Raw genomic sequence first — 21,270 nt, 5'->3', positions numbered from 1 at the left:
TCTGTTTGTCCTAGCACGAAATCAGTCGTCGCGATGCACTTTTTCACGGCGCTCGTGGCGCTCTTGAGCCTCAAGGCTCATGGTGGCAATCGGGCGCGCGTTCAATCGCTTAAGGCTGATCGGCTCGCCGGTCACTTCGCAATACCCGTATTCGCCCTCGTCGATACGGCGCAGAGCAGCGTCGATCTTGGCCACCAGTTTGCGCTGACGATCCCGCGTGCGCAATTCCAGCGCGCGATCTGTCTCTTCGCTGGCCCGGTCCGCAACATCAGGGATCGCGCGGGTGCCGTCTTGCAGCCCCTCGATCGTGTCGCGACTGCCTTCCAGCAATTCGTTTCTCCAGTTAATCAGCTTGCGCCGAAAATACTCCAGCTGACGGTCGTTCATAAACGGTTCGTCTTCGGCCGGGGTATAGTCTTCTGCAAGAAAGACTTCAGCTTTCATGTCAGCTCCCTCATCAAGGCCAAGGTCATGCATTTCAGTCTCCCGAGACCGCGGCTCCCACGCGCACCGGATATACCTGCCGCAAGGGAATGTCACTACACAATCAACCTGCATTGATGTGCAATCATTGAAATAATAGGGTGCGCGCGAATTTACAGCAGTTTGTCATCACAAAAAGGCCAAGACACGACATGAAGTTCACAGGAACGGATGCCTATATCGCCACCGACGACCTCACAGTGGCGGTCAATGCCGCGGTGACGCTTGAACGCCCTTTGCTTGTCAAGGGCGAGCCAGGAACAGGCAAAACCGAACTCGCGCGACAGGTGGCCGAGGCCCTTGGGCTCTCTATGTTGGAGTGGAACATCAAATCCACCACCAAGGCGCAGCAGGGTCTTTACGAATACGATGCGGTGTCCCGCCTGCGCGACAGCCAGCTTGGGGAAGAGCGCGTGCATGACGTGAAAAACTACATCAAGAAAGGCAAGCTTTGGCAGGCTTTTGAGGCCGCCGAAAAGATTGTTTTGCTGATTGATGAAATCGACAAGGCCGATATCGAGTTTCCCAATGACCTTTTGCAGGAACTCGACCGGATGGAGTTTCATGTTTATGAGACCGGTGAAACCATTCAGGCGCGCCAACGTCCGATTGTGATCATCACCTCGAACAATGAAAAAGAACTGCCCGACGCCTTTCTACGCAGGTGTTTCTTTCACTACATCCGGTTTCCTGACCCTGAAACGATGAAGCAAATCGTCGAGGTGCATCACCCAGGCATCAAGGATAAGCTTCTGACCGAGGCGCTGACGCAGTTTTACGAGATTCGCGAACAATCGGGGTTGAAGAAAAAGCCATCCACATCCGAAGTTTTGGACTGGTTAAAGCTAATTCTGGCCGAAGACCTGACGGCCGAAGACCTCAAACGCGATGGCGCGGACGCGTTGCCGAAACTGCATGGGGCATTGCTCAAGAATGAGCAGGATGTGCATCTGTTTGAGCGGTTGGCCTTTATGGCGCGGCGTCAACAGCGCTGAGCAAACGACTGAAAAATAAGGAACTGTCTAGACAGAACCGGTCCTGTCGCTAACATAACCCTGTTCTGCGGCACAGCTGCTCTCGGCTGCGGACATGATATGAGACCTGACGACGGCCCAAGCCGGGAGAAGATATGACGTGTTTGACGATGTGCGCCAGCGCCACATTTGGCGGTGTGATGTCCGAACTGAACCACATTTATACCTTCATTGCTCCCAAGAACGGGCCGAAACAATCTGCAGTCTGGTCGGATATTGTTGGCGGTACGGTGCCTAATACCGTGCTGACCGATTCTCTGGGATTCGGGCGTTTTGGCGCTTGGGTCGCTCGTGATCAGAAGCAGTGAGGGTTTGATGCGCCGTTTTATTTTGCCACTTTGTTTTGCTTTGGGCGCCTGTGCCGGTGCACCTGTTCAGGAAACTGCCTCTCGTGCGGCCACACCGGAAACGTCGTCCCTGCCCGCGATGAAGACGTTTGCCGTGGCGCGCCCAACCGCGCCGCAAAGATCGAACCGGGACATCGCCCGCGATTTTCTAGATTTGGCATTTCAGTTGGAGTCGGGACGCCAACTTGAGGTGCTGTCACGATTTGAGGGGCCAATCTCGGTCCGCGTGACCGGAAACCCTCCCCCACACTGGTTCCGGATCTCAATCGTCTTGTAAAGCGCCTGCGCAATGAGGCTGGTATCGACATTGCCCGTGTGCGCTCGGAAAGTTCAAATATTACCATTGAGGCCGTCTCACGTGCCGAAATTCGGAGGCATCTGCCAAAAGCGGCCTGTTTTGTGGTGCCCAATATCGACCGTCTGTCGCAATACCGTGCCGCGCGCAACAGCCGGGCCACAAACTGGAGCTTGCTGCAAACGCGTGAAAAGCTGGCGATTTTCCTGCCCAATGATGCCTCTCCCCAGGAAGTGCGCGATTGCCTGCACGAAGAACTGGCCCAAGCCCTTGGACCGCTCAATGATCTTTATCGCCTGCCCGACAGTGTCTTTAATGATGACAATGTACATACGGTTCTGACCGGGTTCGACATGCTGATCCTGCGCGCGTTTTACGACGCCGACCTGCAATCTGGCATGACTCGCGCTCAGGTGGCGGCAAAGCTTCCAGGCATTCTTGCGCGACTGAACCCACGCGGGGAACGGATTGCGTCAAACCCGGCCCCATCGACGCCTCGGGTTTGGATCAACGCAATCCAAACCGCTCTTGGACCCGGCGCGCGCCATGCGCAACGCCTTGGGGCTGCCACCACGGCCCTGCGGACCGCCCAATCAGAAGGCTGGACGGACCATCGCCGTGCCTTTTCGCACTACGCCATGGGCCGCCTGACGCAGACCACTGACCCGGACACGGCATTGCAACACTTCCGGCTGGCCGATCAATTCTATCGCCGCACGCCTGGAGCAGAATTGCACCGTGCCTACACCGCATCGCAACTGGCCGCACATGCGATCAATCAGGGCAATGGGCCAAGGGCGCTTGCCATTCTGGGACCGAATCTCGGCATTGCCGAGCGGTTTGAAAACGCCGCTCTGCTCTCAACCCTCATGCTCTTACGCGGCGAAGCGCTTGATCTGGTGGGTCGCAAGGCTGAAGCCGACCGCATCCGGGTGGACAGTATCGGCTGGGCGCGTTACGGGTTTGGCGCGGATTGGGCGGTGCGCGCAAAACTGCGCGAAATCTCCGCGCTCAGCCCGGCAAGAGGACGCAGCGGCGGATAAAACATGATCGTCATTCTGGGGGCAATTCTGGGCGCGGCTCTGGGCGCTTTTGTGGCCTATCGGCGCAAAGGCAAAATGGCCGATATTCTGCAATATGCCTTTGTCTATTGCCTGATCTTCACGCTTGCGGGCCTTTTTGCGACTTTGATCATTCACCGCATGTCCGTATAAGGGCTCATGTTTCTTCCCTTCTTCGATAATCTGCGCAACGCGGGGCTTCCTGTGTCATTGCGCGAATACCTGACCTTTCTGGAGGCGATGGGCGAAGGGCTTGTGACCTACGATATCGAAGGGTTCTACTACCTCGCCCGCACCGCCATGGTCAAAGACGAGCGAATGATTGATCGCTTTGACCGCGCCTTTGCCGCCAGTTTCGAAGGGCTGGAGGCGATCAGCGCGGCGGATGTGATGAATGCCGTGGAAATCCCTGCAGAGTGGCTGGAAAAGCTTGCCGAAAAGCACCTCACGCCCGAAGAGCGGGCCGAAATCGAGGCTCTGGGCGGGTTTGACAAGCTGATGGAGACGCTCAAGGAGCGGCTGAAGGAACAGCAAGGCCGCCATCAGGGGGGCAATAAATGGATCGGCACGGCAGGCACCTCGCCCTTCGGGGCTTATGGTTACAACCCCGAAGGTATCCGCATCGGCCAGAAAGAAAGCCGCCATCAGCGCGCGGTGAAGGTCTGGGACAAGCGCGAGTTTCGCAATTTTGATGACACGATTGAGTTGGGGACGCGCAACATAAAGGTCGCGCTCAAGCGCCTGCGCCGCTGGGCTCGGGATGGCGCCGAGGATGAGCTAGACCTTGATGGCACGATCCGGGCCACGGCAGAGCATGGGTATCTCGACGTCAAGACCCGACCCGAGCGGCGCAACGCCGTCAAGGTCATCCTGTTTCTCGATGTGGGCGGCTCGATGGATCCGCATATCAAACTGGTGGAAGAACTTTTTCCGCCGCGCGCGCCGAATTCAAGCATCTGGAATATTATTATTTCCACAACTGCCTCTATGAGGGCGTCTGGCGCGAAAACCGCCGTCGCTGGGACGCGCAGACACCGACCGATGAGGTGCTGCGGACTTACGGGTCTGACTATAAATGCATCTTTGTGGGGGACGCCTCGATGTCCCCTTATGAGATTGCCTATCCGGGCGGCGCCAATGAGCATTGGAATGCCGAAGCCGGACAGGTCTGGCTGGAGCGCGCGCGGCAGCAATGGCCCGATCATCTGTGGATCAATCCTGTCCCTGAAGCTTACTGGGGATATACGCACTCCATCGGCATGATCCGTGAGATTTTCGAAGACCGGATGGTGCCGATGACATTGCAAGGGATCGAGCGTGGCATGAAAGAGCTGGGGCGGTAAATCAGTTGAGTGGCTGCGCCACGCAGGTTTTGGTTTTGGGGTATTTTCGCCAAGAAAGAAGCAGGTGGTGGACAAAGCGATTGCCGCGTGACACTTCACCCTCATGAGCACGCGCAAGATCATCATTGATACCGATCCAGGCCAGGACGATGCGGTGGCGATCCTTCTGGCTTTGGCCAGTCCGGAAGAGATTGAGCTTTTGGGGATCACCTGCGTGGCAGGAAATGTTCCACTCGATCTGACAACACGGAATGCGCGGATGGTCTGTGAATTGGCGGGCCGGGGCGATGTGAAAGTGTTTGCGGGCTGTGACCGGCCATTGGGCCGGGATCTTGTCACCGCCGAGCATGTGCATGGCAAGACCGGATTGGACGGCCCGACCCTGCCAGAGCCGCAGATGACGTTGCAGGATGGACATGCGGTGGAGTTCCTGATCGAGACCTTGCGTACGGAGCCCACCGGTACGGTCACGCTTGTACCGATCGGTCCGCTGACCAATATTGCGACGGCATTCAAGACCGCGCCGGACGTCATTGAAAAGGTGCAAGAAATCGTCCTTATGGGTGGCGCCTATTTTGCCGTGGGCAATGTCACACCCGCCGCAGAGTTCAATATCTACGTGGACCCGCAAGCCGCCGAGGTGGTGTTCACCTCTGGTGTTGCTTTGACCGTAATGCCGCTGGATGTCACGCATCAGGTGCTTGTCACGCAAGAGCGCAACGCAGCCATCCGCGCACTTGGTACTCCTGTGGCCGAAGCCGTCGCGCAGATGACTGAGTTCTTTGAGCGCTATGATCGAGAGAAATACGGTTCCGAAGGTGCGCCTTTGCACGATCCCTGCACCATTGCCTATCTTATCCGGCCTGACCTTTTTGCCGGGCGGCATGTGAATGTTGAAATTGAAACCACGTCTGAATTAACCCTCGGCATGACTGTTGCGGATTGGTGGGGTGTCACGGATCGTGCCCGCAATGCCCACTTCATGGGGTCTGTAGATGCAGATGGGTTCTTTTCCCTCTTAACCGAAAGGCTGGCCCGGCTATGACACGTCTGACACTGGCAAAAATGGAAGATCTGGACCGTGTTCTGCCCCTCGTGGCCGCGTTCCATGAAGAAGAAGGTGTGGAACAGGATGAGGCCACGCGCCGCGCGGCCCTTGTCCCGCTATTGGAAGGCTCGCCGCATGGCTGCGTTTATCTGGCAGGACCAACGCGTGCGCCGATTGGCTATGTGATTGTCACCTTCGGCTGGTCCGTCGAATTTGGCGGCCTCGACGGGTTTCTCGATGAGATTTACATCCGCCCCGGCGTGCGCGGGCGCGGGATCGGGTCTGAAATTCTGATCTCCTTGCCCAAGACGCTTGCAGCGGCAGGCATGAAAGCCATTCATCTTGAGGTGAATAAGGACAACGCGCAGGCCCGGAGCGTGTATGAAAAGATGCATTTCTCGCCTAGAGAGAAGTACATGCTGATGACGCGTAAACTCTAGCTTTCATTTGAAAAACCCCTAGATTGCTGGCCATGAGCCTGCACATACCTTTCGACAATTCCTATGCCCGGCTGCCGTCGCGCTTTTACACGCGTCAAAGCCCGGTGCCGGTGCGCGAACCGGAATTGGTTGCGTTCAACGACGGCTTGGCCAAAGAGCTTGGTATGCGCACCGGGTCCGAAGTGGAGCGCGCGCTGGTGTTTTCGGGCAATCGCGTGCCAGACGGCGCTGAGCCGCTGGCGCAGGTCTATGCCGGGCATCAGTTTGGCGGGTTTTCTCCGCAATTGGGCGATGGGCGTGCCAACCTTTTGGGCGAAGCGGTTGTTGGCCAGCAACGCTACGACATCCAGCTCAAAGGCTCTGGCCCCACGCCGTACTCCCGGATGGGAGATGGGCGCGCCTGGCTGGGTCCAGTGCTGCGGGAATATGTGGTGAGCGAGGCGATGCACGCGATGGGCATCCCCACAAGCCGCGCCTTGGCTGCAACCTTGACAGGCGAACAGGTCTATCGCGAAACAGGTGCCCTGCCCGGCGCGATTCTGACGCGTGTGGCCGCAAGTCACATTCGTGTCGGCACGTTTCAATATTTCGCCGCACGCCGCGACTTGCCAGCATTAGAAGCGCTTTTTGCCTATGTGGTTGAGCGGCACTATCCGGGCATTGAAAGCCCCGACGCCTTGCTTGACGCCGTCATTGACCGGCAAGCGAGGCTGATTGCCCAATGGATGTCGGTGGGGTTCATCCATGGGGTGATGAACACCGACAACACCACGCTCTCGGGCGAAACCATCGACTACGGGCCTTGTGCCTTTCTGGACGTTTATCATCCTGACACCGTGTTCAGTTCCATTGATGCCCATGGGCGCTATGCCTATTCCAATCAGTCCAACGTGATCGTGTGGAACATGGCGCAACTGGCGACGTCACTGGTGCCGCTGATGCCGGATCAGGATCAAGCCGTTGAGGTGTTTACTAAATCCGTTCACGCGATGCCAGAGAAGCTCCAGGCCGCTTGGCTTGAGCTCTTTGGTCGCAAGATCGGGCTGGCACAAACCGCCAATGCAGATGAACCGATGATCGCAGAGCTTTTGCAGGTCATGGCCGAGGGGCGCGCGGATTTTACCAATACATTCCGCGCCTTGAGCGATGGCAAGGCTCGGGACCAGTTCCTTGACCCCAACATCTTTGACGCCTGGGAAACAGGCTGGCGAACGCGAATTGAACAAGAAGAAGACCCCGTCTCTGTGATGCGCGCTGCCAACCCGGCTTACATCCCGCGCAATCACCGTATTGAGCAGATGATTCAGGCCGCAGTGGCCGGGGATTTTGCCCCATTTGAGCGATTGAACACCGTGCTGACCACGCCATTTGAAGTTCAGGAAGGCGCAGCTGACCTGACATATCCGCCCGAACCGTCAGAGGTGGTGCAGCAAACTTTCTGCGGGACCTAAGAATTTGCGATGTGCCCCCGCCTAATGTCTGGATTCCTGACGCGATAGCGGATATCCAACGATCCCGACAGAGCGGTGGCAGAGCATATGACCGACACAATTATCGACCGTTGCGAAACCAAAGGTCTGCGTATGACAGATCAGCGGCGCACCATTGCCAGCGTTTTGGAAGAATCTGACGATCATCCTGATGTGGAAGAGCTTTACGCCCGGGCGAGCGGACGGGACCCCAACATCTCTATCGCTACAGTCTATCGAACCGTGAAGCTCTTTGAAGAGGCAGGCATTCTCGACAAGCTGGAATTTGGCGATGGCCGCGCGCGCTATGAGGATGCCGAGCGCGATCACCACGACCACCTGATTGACCTGAATTCCGGTGAAGTCATTGAATTTGTCGATCCTGAGATCGAACAACTTCAGGAAAAAATCGCCAAGAAGCTGGGCTATCGCCTCAAGGGGCACAAGCTTGAGCTATACGGTGTGCCGATCTCAAAAGGGTAAAGTGCTCTTGTGATCCGCAAGCAGGCCGCATAAGGCGAACTCAATCGCTTTTCCGAGGCACCGATGGACAATCTGCGCGGCATCATTTTCGTGATCGTGGCCATGGCTGGCTTCACGATTGAGGACATGTTCATCAAGCAACTGTCCACGACATTGCCGGTGGGACAAATTCTGATTGTGCTCGGGGTCGGCAGCGGTGCGATTTTTGCGACTTTGTCTTTGCTTAAAGGTCAGTCGCTCACACGCCGGCAGATCTGGCAGCCGATGTTTCTGTGGCGCGCCCTGAGCGAGGCGATTGCCGCGATTTGCTTTGCCACAGCGCTGTCTTTGGTGGACATTTCGGTCGTCGCTTCCGTGTTTCAGGCCACACCTCTGGTTATCACCATGGGGGCCGCGCTTTTCCTGGGCGAAAAGGTCGGGTGGCGGCGGTGGAGTGCGATTTTCATCGGGTTTATCGGCGTGTTGATGATTATCCGCCCCGGACTGGACGGGTTTGACCCCAATGCTCTGCTGGTGCTCGGGTCGGTTCTGTTCGTCACGGTGCGCGACCTGATCACGCGAAAAATCGCGGCTGACATTTCGTCGACTGTTATTTCTTTTCAGGGGTTTGCAGCTCTGATCCCGGCGGGGATCATTCTGCTTTGGATGACCGGTGAACACGCGCAAAGCACAGGGAGCACAGAGCTTTGGATGCTTTTGGGCGGGGTGATCTTTGGCGCCATTGGATATTACGGCATTGTACAGGGCATGCGACTTGGCGATGCCGCGGTGGTCACGCCCTTCCGGTACACGCGGCTTCTCTTTTCGCTCTTGGTCGGCATCGTCGTGTTTCAGGAAACACCAGATGCGTTGACCCTCATCGGAGCGGCGCTGATCATCTCCACGGGCCTCTTCACCTTTCTGCGCGAGAGGCAGCTGGCCAAGGCCGAACTGGCCTAAGACCCTACCCACGCGCGGTTGCATTCCAGCGCAGACTTGGTATTTCAGCGCCAAAGTTTGATTGATTTGGAGCGGCCCCATGAGCCTGATTTACGATGTCCACGCCCGTGAAATTCTCGACAGCCGGGGCAACCCGACGGTGGAAGTCGACGTCATCCTCGAAGATGGCACTATGGGCCGGGCCGCCGTGCCCTCTGGTGCCTCCACGGGCGCGCATGAGGCGTTGGAAAGACGTGACGGTGACAAGGCACGCTATATGGGCAAGGGCGTCTTGGAAGCGGTCGCAGCAGTCAATGGCGAGATTGCCGAGGCGCTGGCCGGGTTTGACGCCACAGAGCAGGTGGCGATTGACGAGACCATGATTGAGCTGGATGGCACCCCTAACAAGGGTCGTCTTGGGGCCAATGCGATCCTTGGGGTCAGCCTCGCTGTGGCCAAGGCAGCCGCTGATTTCACTATGCAGCCGCTTTTCCGTTATGTCGGCGGCACATCCGCGCGCACCCTGCCGGTACCAATGATGAACATCATCAATGGCGGCGAACATGCCGACAACCCCATCGATATTCAGGAATTCATGATCATGCCGGTCAGCGCCGGCAATATCCGCGACGCCGTACGGATGGGGGCCGAGGTCTTTCACACGCTGAAAAAGGAACTTTCAGCGGCGGGCCTGTCCACCGGCATTGGCGACGAGGGCGGCTTTGCTCCTAACATCGCCTCGACCCGCGATGCGCTCGATTTCATCCTCAAGTCCATAGACAAAGCCGGTTACAAAGCCGGTGAGGACATCTATCTGGCGCTGGATTGCGCCGCGACAGAATACTTCAAGGATGGAAAATATGTTTTTGAAGGAGAAGGAAAATCCCTATCTTCGGAAGAAAACGCAGACTACCTCGCCGCGCTGGTTGCGGATTACCCCATCATCTCGATTGAGGATGGCATGTCCGAAGATGACTGGGACGGATGGAAGGCTCTAACCGACAAAATCGGCGACAAGGTGCAGCTTGTGGGCGACGATCTTTTTGTCACAAACCCCGCACGTCTGGCGGATGGGATTTCACGTGGCGTGGCCAACTCAATGCTGGTCAAGGTTAACCAAATCGGCAGCCTGACGGAGACACTCAAAGCCGTCGATATGGCACATCGTGCACGGTATACCAACGTAATGTCGCACCGCTCGGGCGAGACCGAGGACGCGACCATCGCCGATCTTGCCGTGGCGACAAATTGCGGTCAGATCAAAACCGGCAGCCTCGCGCGCTCGGACCGGTTGGCGAAGTACAATCAGTTGATCCGCATTGAAGAAGCGTTGGGCGACACTGCGGTGTATGCTGGACGCTCGATCCTGCGGGTCTAGGTGACTGCCGACGAGATCATCTCAACGCTCAACCTGGCGCCGCATCCCGAGGGTGGGTTCTTTCGCGAAACCTGGCGGGCGGAAGGATCCGGACGTGCGTCTGGCACGGCGATCTACTTTCTGCTGCGCGGTCATGATGACAATCGCTGGCACAAGGTGGATTCGGCTGAGATCTGGCATTTCTACGCTGGCGCGCCGCTCGTGTTGTCGGTGTCAGATACAGAAGCAGGCCCGGCAAGAGATCATGTACTGGGTGCTGATTTCAGCAAAGGTGAACAACCGCAATTGATTGTTCCGCCAGGATATTGGCAAATGGCGCGGTCTACAGGCAGCTACACATTAGTCGGCTGCACGGTCTCACCCGGGTTCGAGTTTGAGCACTTCACCCTTGCACCCGAAGAATTTGATATCCCACGTTAATTCAGGCCCGCGGACTTCAGGAATGCAACCAGATTCCGCGTTGAACCATCCTTGTCGTCAACCGCTGCCTCACCTGTCAAAATCGGCTCCATCTCTTTGGCCAGCACCTTGCCAAGCTCTACCCCCCATTGGTCATAAGAGTTGATGCCCAAAATCACACCCTCGACAAAGACGCGATGCTCATAAAGCGCGATGATCTGGCCCAGCCGGTAAGGCTTGAGCTGATCATAAACCAGCGTCGTCGAGGGGCGGTTGCCTGGAAAGACGCGGTGCGCGGACTGTCGCTCCAACTCAGCGCCTTCAAAGCCAGCACCCCGCATCAGGGCACGCGCTGTGTCCATGTCACGCCCGAGCATCAAAGCCTCGGATTGCGCCAGGCAATTGGCCACCAAGAGCCTGTGATGATGCGCCAGATTAGGCTCGTGCCCTCGCGCAGCCACCATCAACTCACACGGCACAACCTGCGTGCCCTGATGGATCAGCTGATAAAACGCGTGCTGCCCGTTGGTGCCCGGCTCACCCCAGACCACCGGACCAGAGCCGCCTTCAACCGGGGCGCCCTCCATCGTCACGCCCTTGCCGTTGCTCTCCATTTCCAATTGCTGGAAATAGGCGGCCAGACGTGACAGGCGTTGATCATAGGGCAAGACCGCCCTGGTAGGATAGCCGCACACCTGATGATGCCAAAGCCCGACAAGGGCTAGCATTACGGGCATATTCACAGCCAAATCCGCGTGACAAAAATGCGCATCCATAGCCGCGCCACCGGCAAGGAAGTCCTCAAACCGCTCCGGTCCAATGGCCAGCATAAGCGGCAATCCAATCGGCCCCCACATCGAATAGCGCCCGCCCACCCAATCCTCAAACCCAAAGACACGCGATGGGTCGATCCCAAATGCCGCAGTCTTGTCCTCGGCGGTGGAGACGGCAACAAACTGCGCGCCTGGATTTTCTACAGCCTGCGCCATCCAAGCCCGCGCGGTTTCGGCATTGGTCATGGTCTCGATGGTGGTGAACGTCTTTGATGCGATGATCACCAATGTTGTTTTAGGGTCAAGCGCTTGCAGGCAGTCATGAATGTCCGCGCCATCGACATTTGATACAAAATGACACCGCGGTCCGTCATGATACGGCGCCAAAGCCAGAGTGCCCATCTCTGGCCCAAGATGCGAGCCCCCAATGCCGATATTGACTACATCGGTGATCGGCCCGCCCGCTCCCGTAAATCGCCCTGATCGCACTTCTTCCGCAAAAGCGGCCATACGTGCGCGCACCGCGCGCAGTTCGGGTAAAACATCCACACCATCAACATGGACCACAAAATCCTCTGGCGCACGCAACGCGATATGCAGCACAGACCGCCCTTCGGTTTCATTGATGGCGGCCCCGCCAAACATCTCAGCGCGTTTCTTCGCCACACCCTGTGTCTCTGCCAGAGCCAACAGAGCATCACGCGCAGCATCAGTCATGGAGGTTTTTGCATAGTCAAACCGCATCCCGTCCGCCTCGATGGCAAAACGGTTGGCACGGTCCGGCTCTGCCAGAAGCTCCACGATCTTCGCACCAGTGTGCTGCTTTACCTCATCCCACATGACCCGCTCTGCCTTGCTTCTTTCTTGTCAAAAATACCCAAATCCTACGGCGCCCAATGCACCACCGTATCATCCAGGATCGCGGCCACCGGGGCTTGCTCTGCCCCCTGCCCGCGCGCCCGATCCAGAGCGGCGCGCTTGGCCTCACCTGTGATCATCAGGTGCTTGGAAATCGCCCCGTTCATCACCCGCGCCGAGAGGCTGACGCGGACATCTTCGACATGCGACGACCGGATCGGCACCAGCACAGGCGCATCGTCAGCCAAGGCTGCATCCAGCCCCTCTGCGCCAGGGAAAAGCGACGCAGTGTGCATATCTGCGCCCATGCCCAGCACAAGGATCGAGATGGGCAGAGCTTCGGCAATGCGGACCTCCAGTTCAGCCAGCACCTTTTCCGGCTCTTCGGCTTTCGCATAAAGCGGCAGATACCGAGCCTTTGCCGCTCGTCCGACCAACAGGCGTTCGCGCACAAGCTTGGTGTTGGACCGCACATGCGCCTCTGGGACCCAGCGTTCATCACTGAGCATCACGTCCACCCGGGACCAATCAAGATCGACGCCGCATAGCACATCGAACATCGGGGCCGGTGTTTTACCCCCGGCACGGTCAAAAGCACGCGGCCTTCGCGATCAAGCGCGGCGGTCAGCTCCCCGGCCAATGTGTTGGCCACATCAATGGCGAGCATCTCATAGTCAGGATAGTCCAAAAGCTTCATGCTTTAATCTCCCGCCAGCGACGTCCATCACGGTGCATCAGCATCAGCGCATCATCCGGCCCTGAACTACCTGAGGCATAGGGTAAAGGGGCCTCGCCGCGCTCTTGCCATCCCGCAATGATCGGATCGGTCCAGGCCCACGCCGCCTCAACCTCATCCCCGCGCATGAAAAGGGTCTGATTGCCGCGTATGACATCCATGATCAATCGCTCATAAGCATCTGGGAAATCGGCCTCTTCCGGTCCCAGAGCCTCGGCGAACGTCATATCAAGCGGCACGTCCACAAGCCGCATCCCACCGGGACCCGGCTCCTTGATCGTGACGCCAAGCTCAATCCCTTCATTGGGTTGCAGTTTGATCGTCAGGATATTGCGATGCACGCCTGCCTCGACATCAAAGATCGAATGCGGCGCGTCCTTGAAAACCACGGCAATTTCACTGGCCCGCTCCCGCAGGCGTTTGCCCGTGCGGAGGTAAAACGGCGTCCCGGCCCACCGCCAGTTGCTGATATGCACGCGCATGGCCACAAAGCTTTCCGTGGTGCTGTCGGGATTACCGACCTGCTCACGATACCCCGCCTGATCATGCGCTGCCTCATACTGACCCCGCACAACATCATCAGCGGCCACATCGTCCAGGGCACGAATGACCTTCAGTTTTTCGTCCCGCACCGCGTCCGGGTTGAACTTGGCGGGTGGCTCCATAGCAATCAGGCACAAAAGCTGCATCAGATGGTTTTGCAGCATGTCGCGCATGGCGCCAGAGCGGTCATAATATTCACCGCGCCCGCCAACGCCGACCTCTTCGGCGACGGTAAGCTGTATGTGATCGATGTACTGGCTGTTCCAGAGCGGCTCAAACAGCATGTTGCCAAACCGGATCGCCATCAGGTTCTGCACCGTCTCTTTGCCCAAATAATGGTCAATCCGGTAAATCTGATGTTCGTCGAAATATTTCGCAATGATCTGGTTCAGATCCCGCGCCGAGGCCAGATCATGACCAAAGGGTTTTTCCACGACAATGCGGCATCCGGGGCAGTCCAGCTTGTGTTTATGAAGCCGTTCCGCCAGATCGTCAAAAAGGCTGGGCCCCACCGAGAAATAGTAGGCCCGGATCACGTCATCCCGCACAGCTTTGGTCAGATCCGTCCAACCTTGGGTCCCTTTGGCATCGACCACAACATAGTCAAGAAGCTCCAGGAAGCCTTTGAGATGTTTGGCATTCTTGGCTGCGTTTGGCTCAAATTCCTTAACGGCAGCCTTCGCGAACTCGCGGTAGCTCTGCGTATCCAGATCGGTGCGCGCGGCACCAATGATGCGCGACTCCGCCCCCATTTGACCGGCGCAAAACCGGCGAAACAGGCCAGGCAATATTTTGCGCCGGGCCAGATCCCCGGTGCCGCCAAAAATCACCAGGTCGAAGGGATCAACCGGAATGACTCTTGAAACCATGTGGTCCTCCTGCCAAAAGCCTACGCGGCGATCACGAAGGTGTCACCTCCCGAGGCTCGACTTTTGTGGCAAGACATCCACGTTGGGCAAGAATTGTAAACGAGATTCGGAAGATAATCTTATGAAAGACGTGACAGAGCTGACCGCCAATGCCGGTAAGTTTGAAGATCCCGCGGTCACTGCCGATGGTCAGCCGCGCGCCACGGTGGCTTTGTCGAACCCGCAAACGCTCTGGTTCAACACCGGAACGCTGTGCAACATCACTTGTGTGAATTGCTATATTGAAAGCTCGCCCGAAAACGATCGCTTGGTCTATATCACGGCAGACGAAGTGCGGGATTACCTGGATCAGCTTCAGGATCGTCAGTGGCCGGTGACCGAGATCGGGTTCACGGGTGGTGAGCCTTTCATGAATCCTCAGGTGATCGAAATGGCACGGGCCTGTCTGGAGCGTGGATATGAGGTTTTGATCTTGACCAATGCCATGCGCCCGATGATGCGCAAAAAGATGCAGGCAGGTTTGCGAGCGCTGCAACAGGATTTTGGTGACAAGCTCACGCTGCGGGTTTCGGTAGACCACTGGTCCGAAGACTTGCATGACACTGAACGCGGCAAGGGCAGTTTTGCACGCACGCTGGAAGGCATGGAGTGGCTGCGCGATGCTGGCATTCGCATGTCGATCGCCGGCCGCACAGTCTGGGGCGAAAGTGATGCTGAGTCCCGCAAAGGATATGCTGCTTTCTTTGACAAACACGGCTTTGAAATAGATGCGAACAACCACGGTATGACCGTGTTGTTTCCGGAAATGGATACGCAGGCTGAAGTGCCTGAGATCACCACGGCATGTTGGGGAATATTGGACAAGTCGCCCAACGATGTCATGTGCGCGTCATCCCGCATGGTTGTGAAACGCAAGGGCGCGGATCGTCCTGCTGTTCTGGCCTGCACACTGCTGCCCTATGAGCCGGAATTCGAACTAGGCGGAACTTTGGAAGAGGCCGAACGAGATGTGGCTCTCAACCATCCGCATTGCGCTAAATTCTGTGTGCTGGGCGGGGCCAGCTGTTCGGGCTAAGTTTTTACGTGCATTTACGAAAGTAAACGGACTAGGCTCCGGTCAAACTGACAACGGAGCCCTTCATGCCCCTTCACTTTGATGATGCCGAATACACCGCACGACAAGCCAAGGCGACCCAGGCCGTGGCCGACGCGGGTCTTGACGCGCTGCTGATGTTTGCACCCGAAAGCCATTACTGGCTCTGCGGCTATGACACGTTCGGTTTCGCGATGTTTCAATGCCTTGTGCAAACAGCCAAGGGGGATTTGCATCTGCTCACACGCCTGCCTGATCTGCGTCAGGCACGTTTGACCTCGACGCTCAGCGAGGATCAGATTCATATCTGGACCGAGACCGAAGGCGCCAATCCTGCGGAGTCTCTTGTCGCGCTGCTGCGCGAGCTCAAAGTGGCAGAAGGCAGGTTAGGCTTTGAATCCCAAACCGTTGGGTTAACAGACTTTAATGGGCAAATGCTGCGTGCTGCGCTGCCGGAGCTGACGGATCAGTCAGACCTCATTCGCCACCTCCGTCGCGTTAAATCCCCTGCCGAGATCGAGATGCACCGCCGCGCGGCACGGCTTTCGGACGACGCCATGGATGCAGGCCTTGCCGAGACACGCCCCGGCGCATTTGAAGGCGATATTCTGGCCGCGATGCAGGGTGCTGTTTTCAAAGGCGGCGGGGACTACGCCGGAAATGAATTCATTCTTGGATCAGGACCCGGCGCGCTTTTGGTGCGGTATTTTTCCGGCAGGCGGCATCTGGATGCACAGGACCAGATGACCTGGGAATGGGCCGGGGCCTATGCGCGCTACCACGCCGCAATGATGCGCACAGTTGTGATCGGCACGCCAAGCGATGCGCAAAAACGTATGCACGCCGCCGCGTATGAAGCACTTGAAGCCTGCGAAGCGGCGATCAAACCCGGTGATCCGATGGGTCTGGTGTTTGATGCCCATACCAAAGTGATGGACAGTCACGGGTTCTCGCATGCCCGGATGCAGGCCTGCGGCTACGGCATGGGGGCAATCTACAATCCGATTTGGGTCGATTTCCCGATGTTTTACGAGGGAAACCCGCTGCCCATGCAGTCTGGTCAAGTGTTTTTCCTGCACATGATTCTGGCCGACAGCGACGCAGGACTTGGAATGAGCCTGGGCCATTGCGTACTGGTGACAGAGACCGGTGTTGAGCGGCTATCAAAGCAGAGTTTAGAGCTTTTGGTGCGATAAACTCACGGGTCAAAGTCTCGCAAAGATCTGCCAGAACACGCATCAGCCTTAAACTTTGCTAATAAATTACTAACTTTGACCATATGCTTTTAACAGTTAGGCACGGCATCCCGGTCTTAGCCGATCAAATTAGAGTTGAGCAGAATGGCAGTCACGCTTTCAAACGGACTTTTTTCTCAGAGTTTCTGGCCGATAATGCCGGGGGCAATGCGTTTGACACCGATGGCGACGGCGGTGCGAACAAGGCTGATGAATTCATCGAAATTCAGACCGTTGGCGGCGTAAATATTGATCTAGACGGCGTTCAGATCTGGAGTGCCAAGCGCGGTCTGCTCTTTGAGTTCAACGCAGGTGACGATCTTGGGCCAAATGGCACTGCCACTGTTGTTGGTCAGTATGACGGGGCCGAACCGGATGGGTTCTATGATGCCGGGTTGCCCGATAACAATTCAAATCAGGGGTTTCTGGAAGACGGTGAAGGCACCCGGAACGACACGCTTTACCTGCTGGACACGAACACCGGGGAATTCATATCCTTTTCATACGGCCAAAACGCCGTGCTTCTTCCGCCGCCGCCGGGGTTCACTGGCACAAATGACCTGGGCGGAGAAACCTTCACCAGTGGTGCGCCCAATGGCACGGCGTTCCGCCGTGATGCCAATGGCGATTTTCAGGAGGCCACCCCAGAACCCGGTCAGCCTAGCCCGCCCTGTTTTGTTGCAGGCACCTTGATCGCAACCAACAGCGGCCCGCAAGCGATCGAAACCTTAAAGGTCGGTGATCTTGTTTTAACAAAGGATAACGGTGCGCAACCCATTCGCTGGATCGGCCATCGCACGCTCGGAACGGCCGAACTCAAAGAACAGCCGCATCTTTATCCCTACCGTGTGCAAAAAGGTGCGTTGGGTCAGGGACTGCCAGAACGCAATCTCTTTGTCTCACCGCTTCACCGCGTTCTGGTAAGCTCCAACATTGCGCGCCACATGTTTGGCTGTGATGAGATTCTGGCACCCGTGCGCGCGCTTGCCGTGATTGATGGCATTGAACAGGTGCGCCAGCCAAAGGTGACGTATTATCATATCCTTCTTGACGAGCATCACGTGCTTTTCGCTGAAGGAGCAGAGTGCGAAAGCCTTTTCATGGGGCCGGTGTCATTGAATGGTGTGTCGCCCGAGGCACGCGCGGAAATCTACGCGATTTTCCCTGAATTGGCGGATGGTGTGTTCAACATGGCGCCTGCACGGGATTTTGTGAACGGACCCAAGTGTAAGCGGATGGCAAGACGTCATGTCGCAGAGAATGAGGTTTTGGTGTCAAACGCGCATTGAACATGCCCAATTGTCGCTTGTCAGGCCCTGACACGCGCCCCATATCTTCGTTATGATTAAGTTTTTCCCGATCCTTTTGGCGGTCATCTACGGGCTGGTCATGTACCGGTTTTCTGTCTGGCGCACGTCGCGTGAGCTGGACGAGCGATCCACCGAACTGGCCGATCCCAAGCTCAAACGTCTGACCGACAAAATGGCCAGCGCGCTCGATCTGGATCGGGTCAAGGTGCATATTTACGAGATTGACCCGGTGAACGGTTTGGCCGCGCCTGATGGGCGAATTTTCATCACGCGGGGATTCTATCGCAAATACCAAAACGGCGAGGTCAGCGCCGAAGAATTGGCAAGCGTGATTGCGCATGAGCTGGGACATGTGGCGCTTGGCCATTCGCGCCGACGCATGATCGACTTTTCAGGGCAAAACGCCCTGCGCACAGCCCTTGCTATGATCCTGTCGCGGTTCATTCCCGGGGTTGGTGTTTGGATTGCCAATATGCTCACCACGGTATTGGCTGCACGATTGTCGCGCGGGGATGAGTACGAGGCCGATGCCTATGCCGCAGCCCTTTTGACCAAGGCCGGGATTGGTACGCATCCGCAAAAAACGCTTTTCAACAAGCTTGAAGACCTGACCCAAGCGCGCTCAGGCGCAATGCCGGCATGGCTGATGAGCCACCCCAAGACGCCGGAACGCATCGCCGCGATCGAAAAACTGGAACAGCGCTGGCTGGAAGCGTAAGCGTTACCCCAAAGCCTTGCCCAACCTTGGCAATCGCGCCTTTTTCAAAAGCGGCCGCATCTGCCAATCGTCTTGCGACAACGCCCGGGCCTTGGTCAAAACATTTTGCGCCACGTCACGGATCAATTCTGGCTGAGCCTCATATAGACCAATGAGAAACCCGTCCGGATCAGCCCGGCTGATGCCCTCTTCCGCGAGGATATGGCGTGGGAAATCCTTGGCATTCACCGTCAGGATGATATCCGCCGACCCGGCAATGGCAGCAGCCAAAACGTGATGGTCGGCTTTGTCCGGAAGCCACAAACGCTGTTCCAAAGATGGAGGCCAGGTCACTTCTGCTTTGGGCCACGAAACTTTGAGCAATGCGGCTTCCGATGCAGCTTGCGCCACACCATCCGGGCCCAGTTTTTGTGCGGCACGTTGCCATTCCTCGATGATGCGCGCAGACCAAAGCGGTGTGTAGGCCCCTGCGCCAGCAACACTCAACAGCATTTCGCGCATCACCGTTGGGTAGATCACACAGGTGTCCAGCACCGCTCTCATAGCCGGAAAAACAAAGCTTTGAGATAACCGCTTTCGGCAAGAGACGCATGCAGCGGGTGATCGGGTCCGGCAAACCCGGTGTGAATAAGTGTGGCCTCGCGCCCTGCCCTTCCAATGCCGCGCACAGAACTTGCGCGAAACTTTTCAAGTGAGGCCGCATGGGAACACGAACAAAGCACCAGTGCCCCGCCTTCGCTTACCAATGGGGATGCAAGCCGGGCAATGCGCTCATAGGCTCTGAGACCCGCCTCAAGTGCCTTGCGGTTGGGCGCAAAGGCGGGCGGATCACAGATGACCAGATCAAACTGCGCGCCCTCTTCGTTCAGCTTGGTCAGGACATCAAAGGCATCCCCTTGGCGCGTATCAAAGCGATCAGCGACACCCGAAGCCTCTGCCCCTTTCAAAGCAAGCTCCAGAGCCGGAGCTGACCCATCTACCGCCAATGCAGATGTGGCACCGGCCTTCAAAGCGGCGAGGGCAAAGCCGCCCACATGGCTGAAAACATCCAAAACACGCGCGTCCTTTGCCAGCCGAGCCGCAAAGGCATGGTTGGGGCGTTGGTCAAAGAAAAGCCCGGTCTTTTGCCCGTCGACAAGATCAGCCATGTATGTCGCATCGTTCATTGGCACGGGAATGGGGCCCGAAGGCGCGGTGCCCGCCAAGGTCGTGGATACATCGTCCAACCCTTCCAATCCCCGTGCGCGGCCCGACGCGTTCTTCAGGACGCAGGACACACCCGCCACGTCCGTCAAAGCCTCTGTAAGCTCTGACAACAGCACGTCCGCCCAGGCGGCATTGGGCTGCACAACGGCGATATCACCAAAGCGATCTATGATCACACCGGGCAAACCGTCAGCTTCTGCATGGATCAGGCGGTAATATGCCGCGTCAAAAAGCTTGGAGCGCAGGGCCAAGGCGCGTTGGAGTTTGGACGCAAGCCACGTTTTGTCGATCCGGGTCGAAACATCACGGCTCAGCACCCGGGCCATGATCCGCGAGGATGGGTTCACCGCGACAAGTGCCAGAGGCGCGCGCGCCGCATCTTCCAATATGGCAATACTGCCCGGCGCAATCGCCTTGGTGCGCCGGTCTGTGACCAGCTCATTGTCATAAACCCATGGTGCGCCATGGCGGATGGCGGCGGCATTTGCTTTGGGTTTAAGACGGATCACAGGCAAAGAGGACGATGTCATACCGTCCCCTTAAGTCGTTTAAGCGCTGGCGAAAAGGTCAGATGCTGTTGAGAAAGCCCAAAACGCCATGCTTGGGGGCTTTGTACCCTTCCTGACTGGTGAGTTCGGTCCGGATGACCTTGGCCAGGTGGTCTGTGATGCGCACTTTCTGGGTTTCACCGCGCGCTTCCGCCTCCAGGGCCGCACTCCCGCCAAAGGCTTTGAGGTCCGCCGTCACTTGGTAGGGAGTGTTAAGCATCTGGCCGGTTTCAGGATGACGCAGGATGACAAGAAATTCGAGATCATGCACGCCGCCCACCGTGTAACGGGCTTTTTCCGTCAGCGCATGAAAACGGGTGACCTGAATATCCAGCACAACCGGCAAAGTGCCCTGCGGAAGACCGCTGACCCCACGGGCCATTGCGTCCTCAAAAATCGCCTGCACCTGTGCGTGACGATCTCCAGGCGCATCTTCGCGCCAGACAATGTCGGCTTTGGGCAGGTATCGATTGGCCTCTGACACGGTCAGCGACTTAGGCACGCTGACCCGGATCTCTTGGATGTCAAAAGACAATTGATCAACCGGAACTGCACCCGATGCCACGACTTGTGCCGGGGCGTTGCGCGTCGCGGTATCAACGGATGAACAGCCTGCAAGCGCAAGGCCTGCCACAGCCATGACGAAAATACGAATAGGTTTCATAGACCCTCCTTCGACCCCG

General features: G+C 57.3%; 20 protein-coding genes and 3 pseudogenes. 16 read left to right on the top strand and 7 right to left on the bottom strand.

Features of this window, described 5'->3' with window-relative positions; genetic code table 11:
- Positions 1 to 21: 21 nt before the first annotated feature.
- Entirely contained in the window at positions 22 to 477 is a 456-nt protein-coding gene (gene dksA, locus RZS32_RS15560; RefSeq protein WP_317054482.1) for an RNA polymerase-binding protein DksA, read from the bottom strand.
- A 158-nt stretch (positions 478 to 635) separates the two neighbouring features.
- Between dksA and RZS32_RS15555 the strand changes: the two genes are divergently transcribed.
- From RZS32_RS15555 to RZS32_RS15500, 12 genes and pseudogenes are all read left to right on the top strand, one after another.
- Positions 636 to 1,478 carry an AAA family ATPase gene (locus tag RZS32_RS15555; protein WP_317054481.1) on the top strand — a complete coding sequence of 281 codons (843 nt, stop codon included), beginning with the start codon at positions 636 to 638 and terminating at the stop codon, positions 1,476 to 1,478.
- 134 nt (positions 1,479 to 1,612) lie between these two features.
- On the top strand, positions 1,613 to 1,825 hold the full coding sequence (locus RZS32_RS15550; protein WP_317054480.1) for a hypothetical protein: 213 nt from the start codon (positions 1,613 to 1,615) through the stop codon (positions 1,823 to 1,825).
- A gap of 7 nt (positions 1,826 to 1,832) precedes the next feature.
- Positions 1,833 to 3,202, top strand: a pseudogene (locus RZS32_RS15545) (DUF2927 domain-containing protein).
- A 3-nt stretch (positions 3,203 to 3,205) separates the two neighbouring features.
- A complete protein-coding gene (locus RZS32_RS15540) occupies positions 3,206 to 3,373 on the top strand; it encodes a hypothetical protein (RefSeq protein ID WP_317054479.1) in 168 nt (55 codons plus the stop codon).
- A 6-nt stretch (positions 3,374 to 3,379) separates the two neighbouring features.
- Positions 3,380 to 4,563 (top strand): annotated as a pseudogene (locus RZS32_RS15535) (vWA domain-containing protein).
- Between the two features lie 103 nt (positions 4,564 to 4,666).
- A complete protein-coding gene (locus RZS32_RS15530; RefSeq protein ID WP_317054477.1) occupies positions 4,667 to 5,608 on the top strand; it encodes a nucleoside hydrolase in 942 nt (313 codons plus the stop codon).
- Positions 5,605 to 6,051, top strand: a complete 447-nt coding sequence (locus RZS32_RS15525) for a GNAT family N-acetyltransferase (RefSeq protein WP_317054476.1) — start codon at positions 5,605 to 5,607, stop codon at positions 6,049 to 6,051. The genes RZS32_RS15530 and RZS32_RS15525 overlap by 4 nt, the downstream gene beginning before the upstream one ends.
- A 32-nt stretch (positions 6,052 to 6,083) precedes the next feature.
- Positions 6,084 to 7,502 carry a protein adenylyltransferase SelO gene (locus RZS32_RS15520; protein ID WP_317054475.1) on the top strand — a complete coding sequence of 473 codons (1,419 nt, stop codon included), beginning with the start codon at positions 6,084 to 6,086 and terminating at the stop codon, positions 7,500 to 7,502.
- Between the two features lie 87 nt (positions 7,503 to 7,589).
- Positions 7,590 to 8,003 (top strand): Fur family transcriptional regulator, encoded by a 414-nt coding sequence (locus RZS32_RS15515; protein WP_317054474.1) that lies wholly within the window; start codon positions 7,590 to 7,592, stop codon positions 8,001 to 8,003.
- Between the two features lie 63 nt (positions 8,004 to 8,066).
- Positions 8,067 to 8,942 carry a DMT family transporter gene (locus RZS32_RS15510; protein ID WP_317054473.1) on the top strand — a complete coding sequence of 292 codons (876 nt, stop codon included), beginning with the start codon at positions 8,067 to 8,069 and terminating at the stop codon, positions 8,940 to 8,942.
- Between the two features lie 79 nt (positions 8,943 to 9,021).
- Positions 9,022 to 10,299 (top strand): phosphopyruvate hydratase, encoded by a 1,278-nt coding sequence (gene eno, locus RZS32_RS15505; protein ID WP_317054472.1) that lies wholly within the window; start codon positions 9,022 to 9,024, stop codon positions 10,297 to 10,299.
- Positions 10,300 to 10,719 carry a cupin domain-containing protein gene (locus RZS32_RS15500; RefSeq protein ID WP_317054471.1) on the top strand — a complete coding sequence of 140 codons (420 nt, stop codon included), beginning with the start codon at positions 10,300 to 10,302 and terminating at the stop codon, positions 10,717 to 10,719.
- Here the strand turns inward: RZS32_RS15500 and pgi are convergent.
- From pgi to zwf, 3 genes and pseudogenes are all read right to left on the bottom strand, one after another.
- A complete protein-coding gene (pgi, locus tag RZS32_RS15495; protein ID WP_317054470.1) occupies positions 10,716 to 12,311 on the bottom strand; it encodes a glucose-6-phosphate isomerase in 1,596 nt (531 codons plus the stop codon). The two genes, RZS32_RS15500 and pgi, sit on opposite strands and share 4 nt — an antisense overlap.
- Before the next feature lie 44 nt (positions 12,312 to 12,355).
- Positions 12,356 to 13,026: pseudogene (gene pgl / locus RZS32_RS15490) on the bottom strand (6-phosphogluconolactonase).
- Positions 13,023 to 14,477, bottom strand: a complete 1,455-nt coding sequence (zwf, locus tag RZS32_RS15485; protein ID WP_317054468.1) for a glucose-6-phosphate dehydrogenase — start codon at positions 14,475 to 14,477, stop codon at positions 13,023 to 13,025. Before zwf ends, pgl begins: the two are co-directional and overlap by 4 nt.
- A 121-nt stretch (positions 14,478 to 14,598) precedes the next feature.
- Here zwf and RZS32_RS15480 point away from each other — a divergent pair, with 121 nt between their 5' ends.
- The 4 genes from RZS32_RS15480 to RZS32_RS15465 all read left to right on the top strand — a co-directional run bounded on the left by RZS32_RS15480 (position 14,599) and on the right by RZS32_RS15465 (position 18,833).
- A complete protein-coding gene (locus RZS32_RS15480; protein ID WP_317054467.1) occupies positions 14,599 to 15,552 on the top strand; it encodes a radical SAM protein in 954 nt (317 codons plus the stop codon).
- 65 nt (positions 15,553 to 15,617) lie between these two features.
- Positions 15,618 to 16,766, top strand: coding sequence for a M24 family metallopeptidase (locus RZS32_RS15475; RefSeq protein ID WP_317054466.1), 1,149 nt, complete (start codon positions 15,618 to 15,620; stop codon positions 16,764 to 16,766).
- A gap of 83 nt (positions 16,767 to 16,849) precedes the next feature.
- A complete protein-coding gene (locus tag RZS32_RS15470) occupies positions 16,850 to 18,094 on the top strand; it encodes a Hint domain-containing protein (protein ID WP_317054465.1) in 1,245 nt (414 codons plus the stop codon).
- A gap of 52 nt (positions 18,095 to 18,146) precedes the next feature.
- A complete protein-coding gene (locus tag RZS32_RS15465) occupies positions 18,147 to 18,833 on the top strand; it encodes a M48 family metalloprotease (RefSeq protein ID WP_317054464.1) in 687 nt (228 codons plus the stop codon).
- A gap of 3 nt (positions 18,834 to 18,836) precedes the next feature.
- Here RZS32_RS15465 and RZS32_RS15460 read toward each other — a convergent pair whose 3' ends face one another.
- Genes RZS32_RS15460 through RZS32_RS15450 form a run of 3 tightly spaced genes read right to left on the bottom strand, consistent with a single transcriptional unit; the run spans position 18,837 to position 21,251 of the window.
- Positions 18,837 to 19,376: an RSP_2648 family PIN domain-containing protein gene (locus RZS32_RS15460; RefSeq protein ID WP_317054463.1), complete on the bottom strand. Its 540-nt coding sequence runs from the start codon at positions 19,374 to 19,376 to the stop codon at positions 18,837 to 18,839.
- Positions 19,373 to 20,569: an RSP_2647 family RNA methyltransferase gene (locus RZS32_RS15455; RefSeq protein ID WP_317054462.1), complete on the bottom strand. Its 1,197-nt coding sequence runs from the start codon at positions 20,567 to 20,569 to the stop codon at positions 19,373 to 19,375. Before RZS32_RS15455 ends, RZS32_RS15460 begins: the two co-directional genes overlap by 4 nt.
- 37 nt (positions 20,570 to 20,606) lie before the next feature.
- Positions 20,607 to 21,251 carry a DUF6778 family protein gene (locus RZS32_RS15450; protein WP_317054461.1) on the bottom strand — a complete coding sequence of 215 codons (645 nt, stop codon included), beginning with the start codon at positions 21,249 to 21,251 and terminating at the stop codon, positions 20,607 to 20,609.
- Positions 21,252 to 21,270: the final 19 nt, after the last annotated feature.

This window comes from Roseovarius sp. W115, assembly GCF_032842945.2.
GTDB classification, from domain to species: domain Bacteria; phylum Pseudomonadota; class Alphaproteobacteria; order Rhodobacterales; family Rhodobacteraceae; genus Roseovarius; species Roseovarius rhodophyticola.
The sequence above is the reverse complement of the archived record's forward strand: the minus strand, read 5'-3'. Positions and strand labels throughout refer to the sequence as shown.

Bases quoted from the DNA above. Each gene is read 5' to 3' on its own strand.
- dksA (WP_317054482.1), bottom strand. From the start codon at position 477: ATGCATGACCTTGGCCTTGATGAGGGAGCTGACATGAAAGCTGAAGTC.
- RZS32_RS15555 (WP_317054481.1), top strand. From the start codon at position 636: ATGAAGTTCACAGGAACGGATGCCTATATCGCCACCGACGACCTCACA.
- RZS32_RS15550 (WP_317054480.1), top strand. From the start codon at position 1,613: ATGACGTGTTTGACGATGTGCGCCAGCGCCACATTTGGCGGTGTGATG.
- RZS32_RS15540 (WP_317054479.1), top strand. From the start codon at position 3,206: ATGATCGTCATTCTGGGGGCAATTCTGGGCGCGGCTCTGGGCGCTTTT.
- RZS32_RS15530 (WP_317054477.1), top strand. From the start codon at position 4,667: ATGAGCACGCGCAAGATCATCATTGATACCGATCCAGGCCAGGACGAT.
- RZS32_RS15525 (WP_317054476.1), top strand. From the start codon at position 5,605: ATGACACGTCTGACACTGGCAAAAATGGAAGATCTGGACCGTGTTCTG.
- RZS32_RS15520 (WP_317054475.1), top strand. From the start codon at position 6,084: ATGAGCCTGCACATACCTTTCGACAATTCCTATGCCCGGCTGCCGTCG.
- RZS32_RS15515 (WP_317054474.1), top strand. From the start codon at position 7,590: ATGACCGACACAATTATCGACCGTTGCGAAACCAAAGGTCTGCGTATG.
- RZS32_RS15510 (WP_317054473.1), top strand. From the start codon at position 8,067: ATGGACAATCTGCGCGGCATCATTTTCGTGATCGTGGCCATGGCTGGC.
- eno (WP_317054472.1), top strand. From the start codon at position 9,022: ATGAGCCTGATTTACGATGTCCACGCCCGTGAAATTCTCGACAGCCGG.
- pgi (WP_317054470.1), bottom strand. From the start codon at position 12,311: ATGTGGGATGAGGTAAAGCAGCACACTGGTGCGAAGATCGTGGAGCTT.
- zwf (WP_317054468.1), bottom strand. From the start codon at position 14,477: ATGGTTTCAAGAGTCATTCCGGTTGATCCCTTCGACCTGGTGATTTTT.
- RZS32_RS15480 (WP_317054467.1), top strand. From the start codon at position 14,599: ATGAAAGACGTGACAGAGCTGACCGCCAATGCCGGTAAGTTTGAAGAT.
- RZS32_RS15475 (WP_317054466.1), top strand. From the start codon at position 15,618: ATGCCCCTTCACTTTGATGATGCCGAATACACCGCACGACAAGCCAAG.
- RZS32_RS15470 (WP_317054465.1), top strand. From the start codon at position 16,850: ATGCTTTTAACAGTTAGGCACGGCATCCCGGTCTTAGCCGATCAAATT.
- RZS32_RS15465 (WP_317054464.1), top strand. From the start codon at position 18,147: ATGATTAAGTTTTTCCCGATCCTTTTGGCGGTCATCTACGGGCTGGTC.
- RZS32_RS15460 (WP_317054463.1), bottom strand. From the start codon at position 19,376: ATGAGAGCGGTGCTGGACACCTGTGTGATCTACCCAACGGTGATGCGC.
- RZS32_RS15455 (WP_317054462.1), bottom strand. From the start codon at position 20,569: ATGACATCGTCCTCTTTGCCTGTGATCCGTCTTAAACCCAAAGCAAAT.
- RZS32_RS15450 (WP_317054461.1), bottom strand. From the start codon at position 21,251: ATGAAACCTATTCGTATTTTCGTCATGGCTGTGGCAGGCCTTGCGCTT.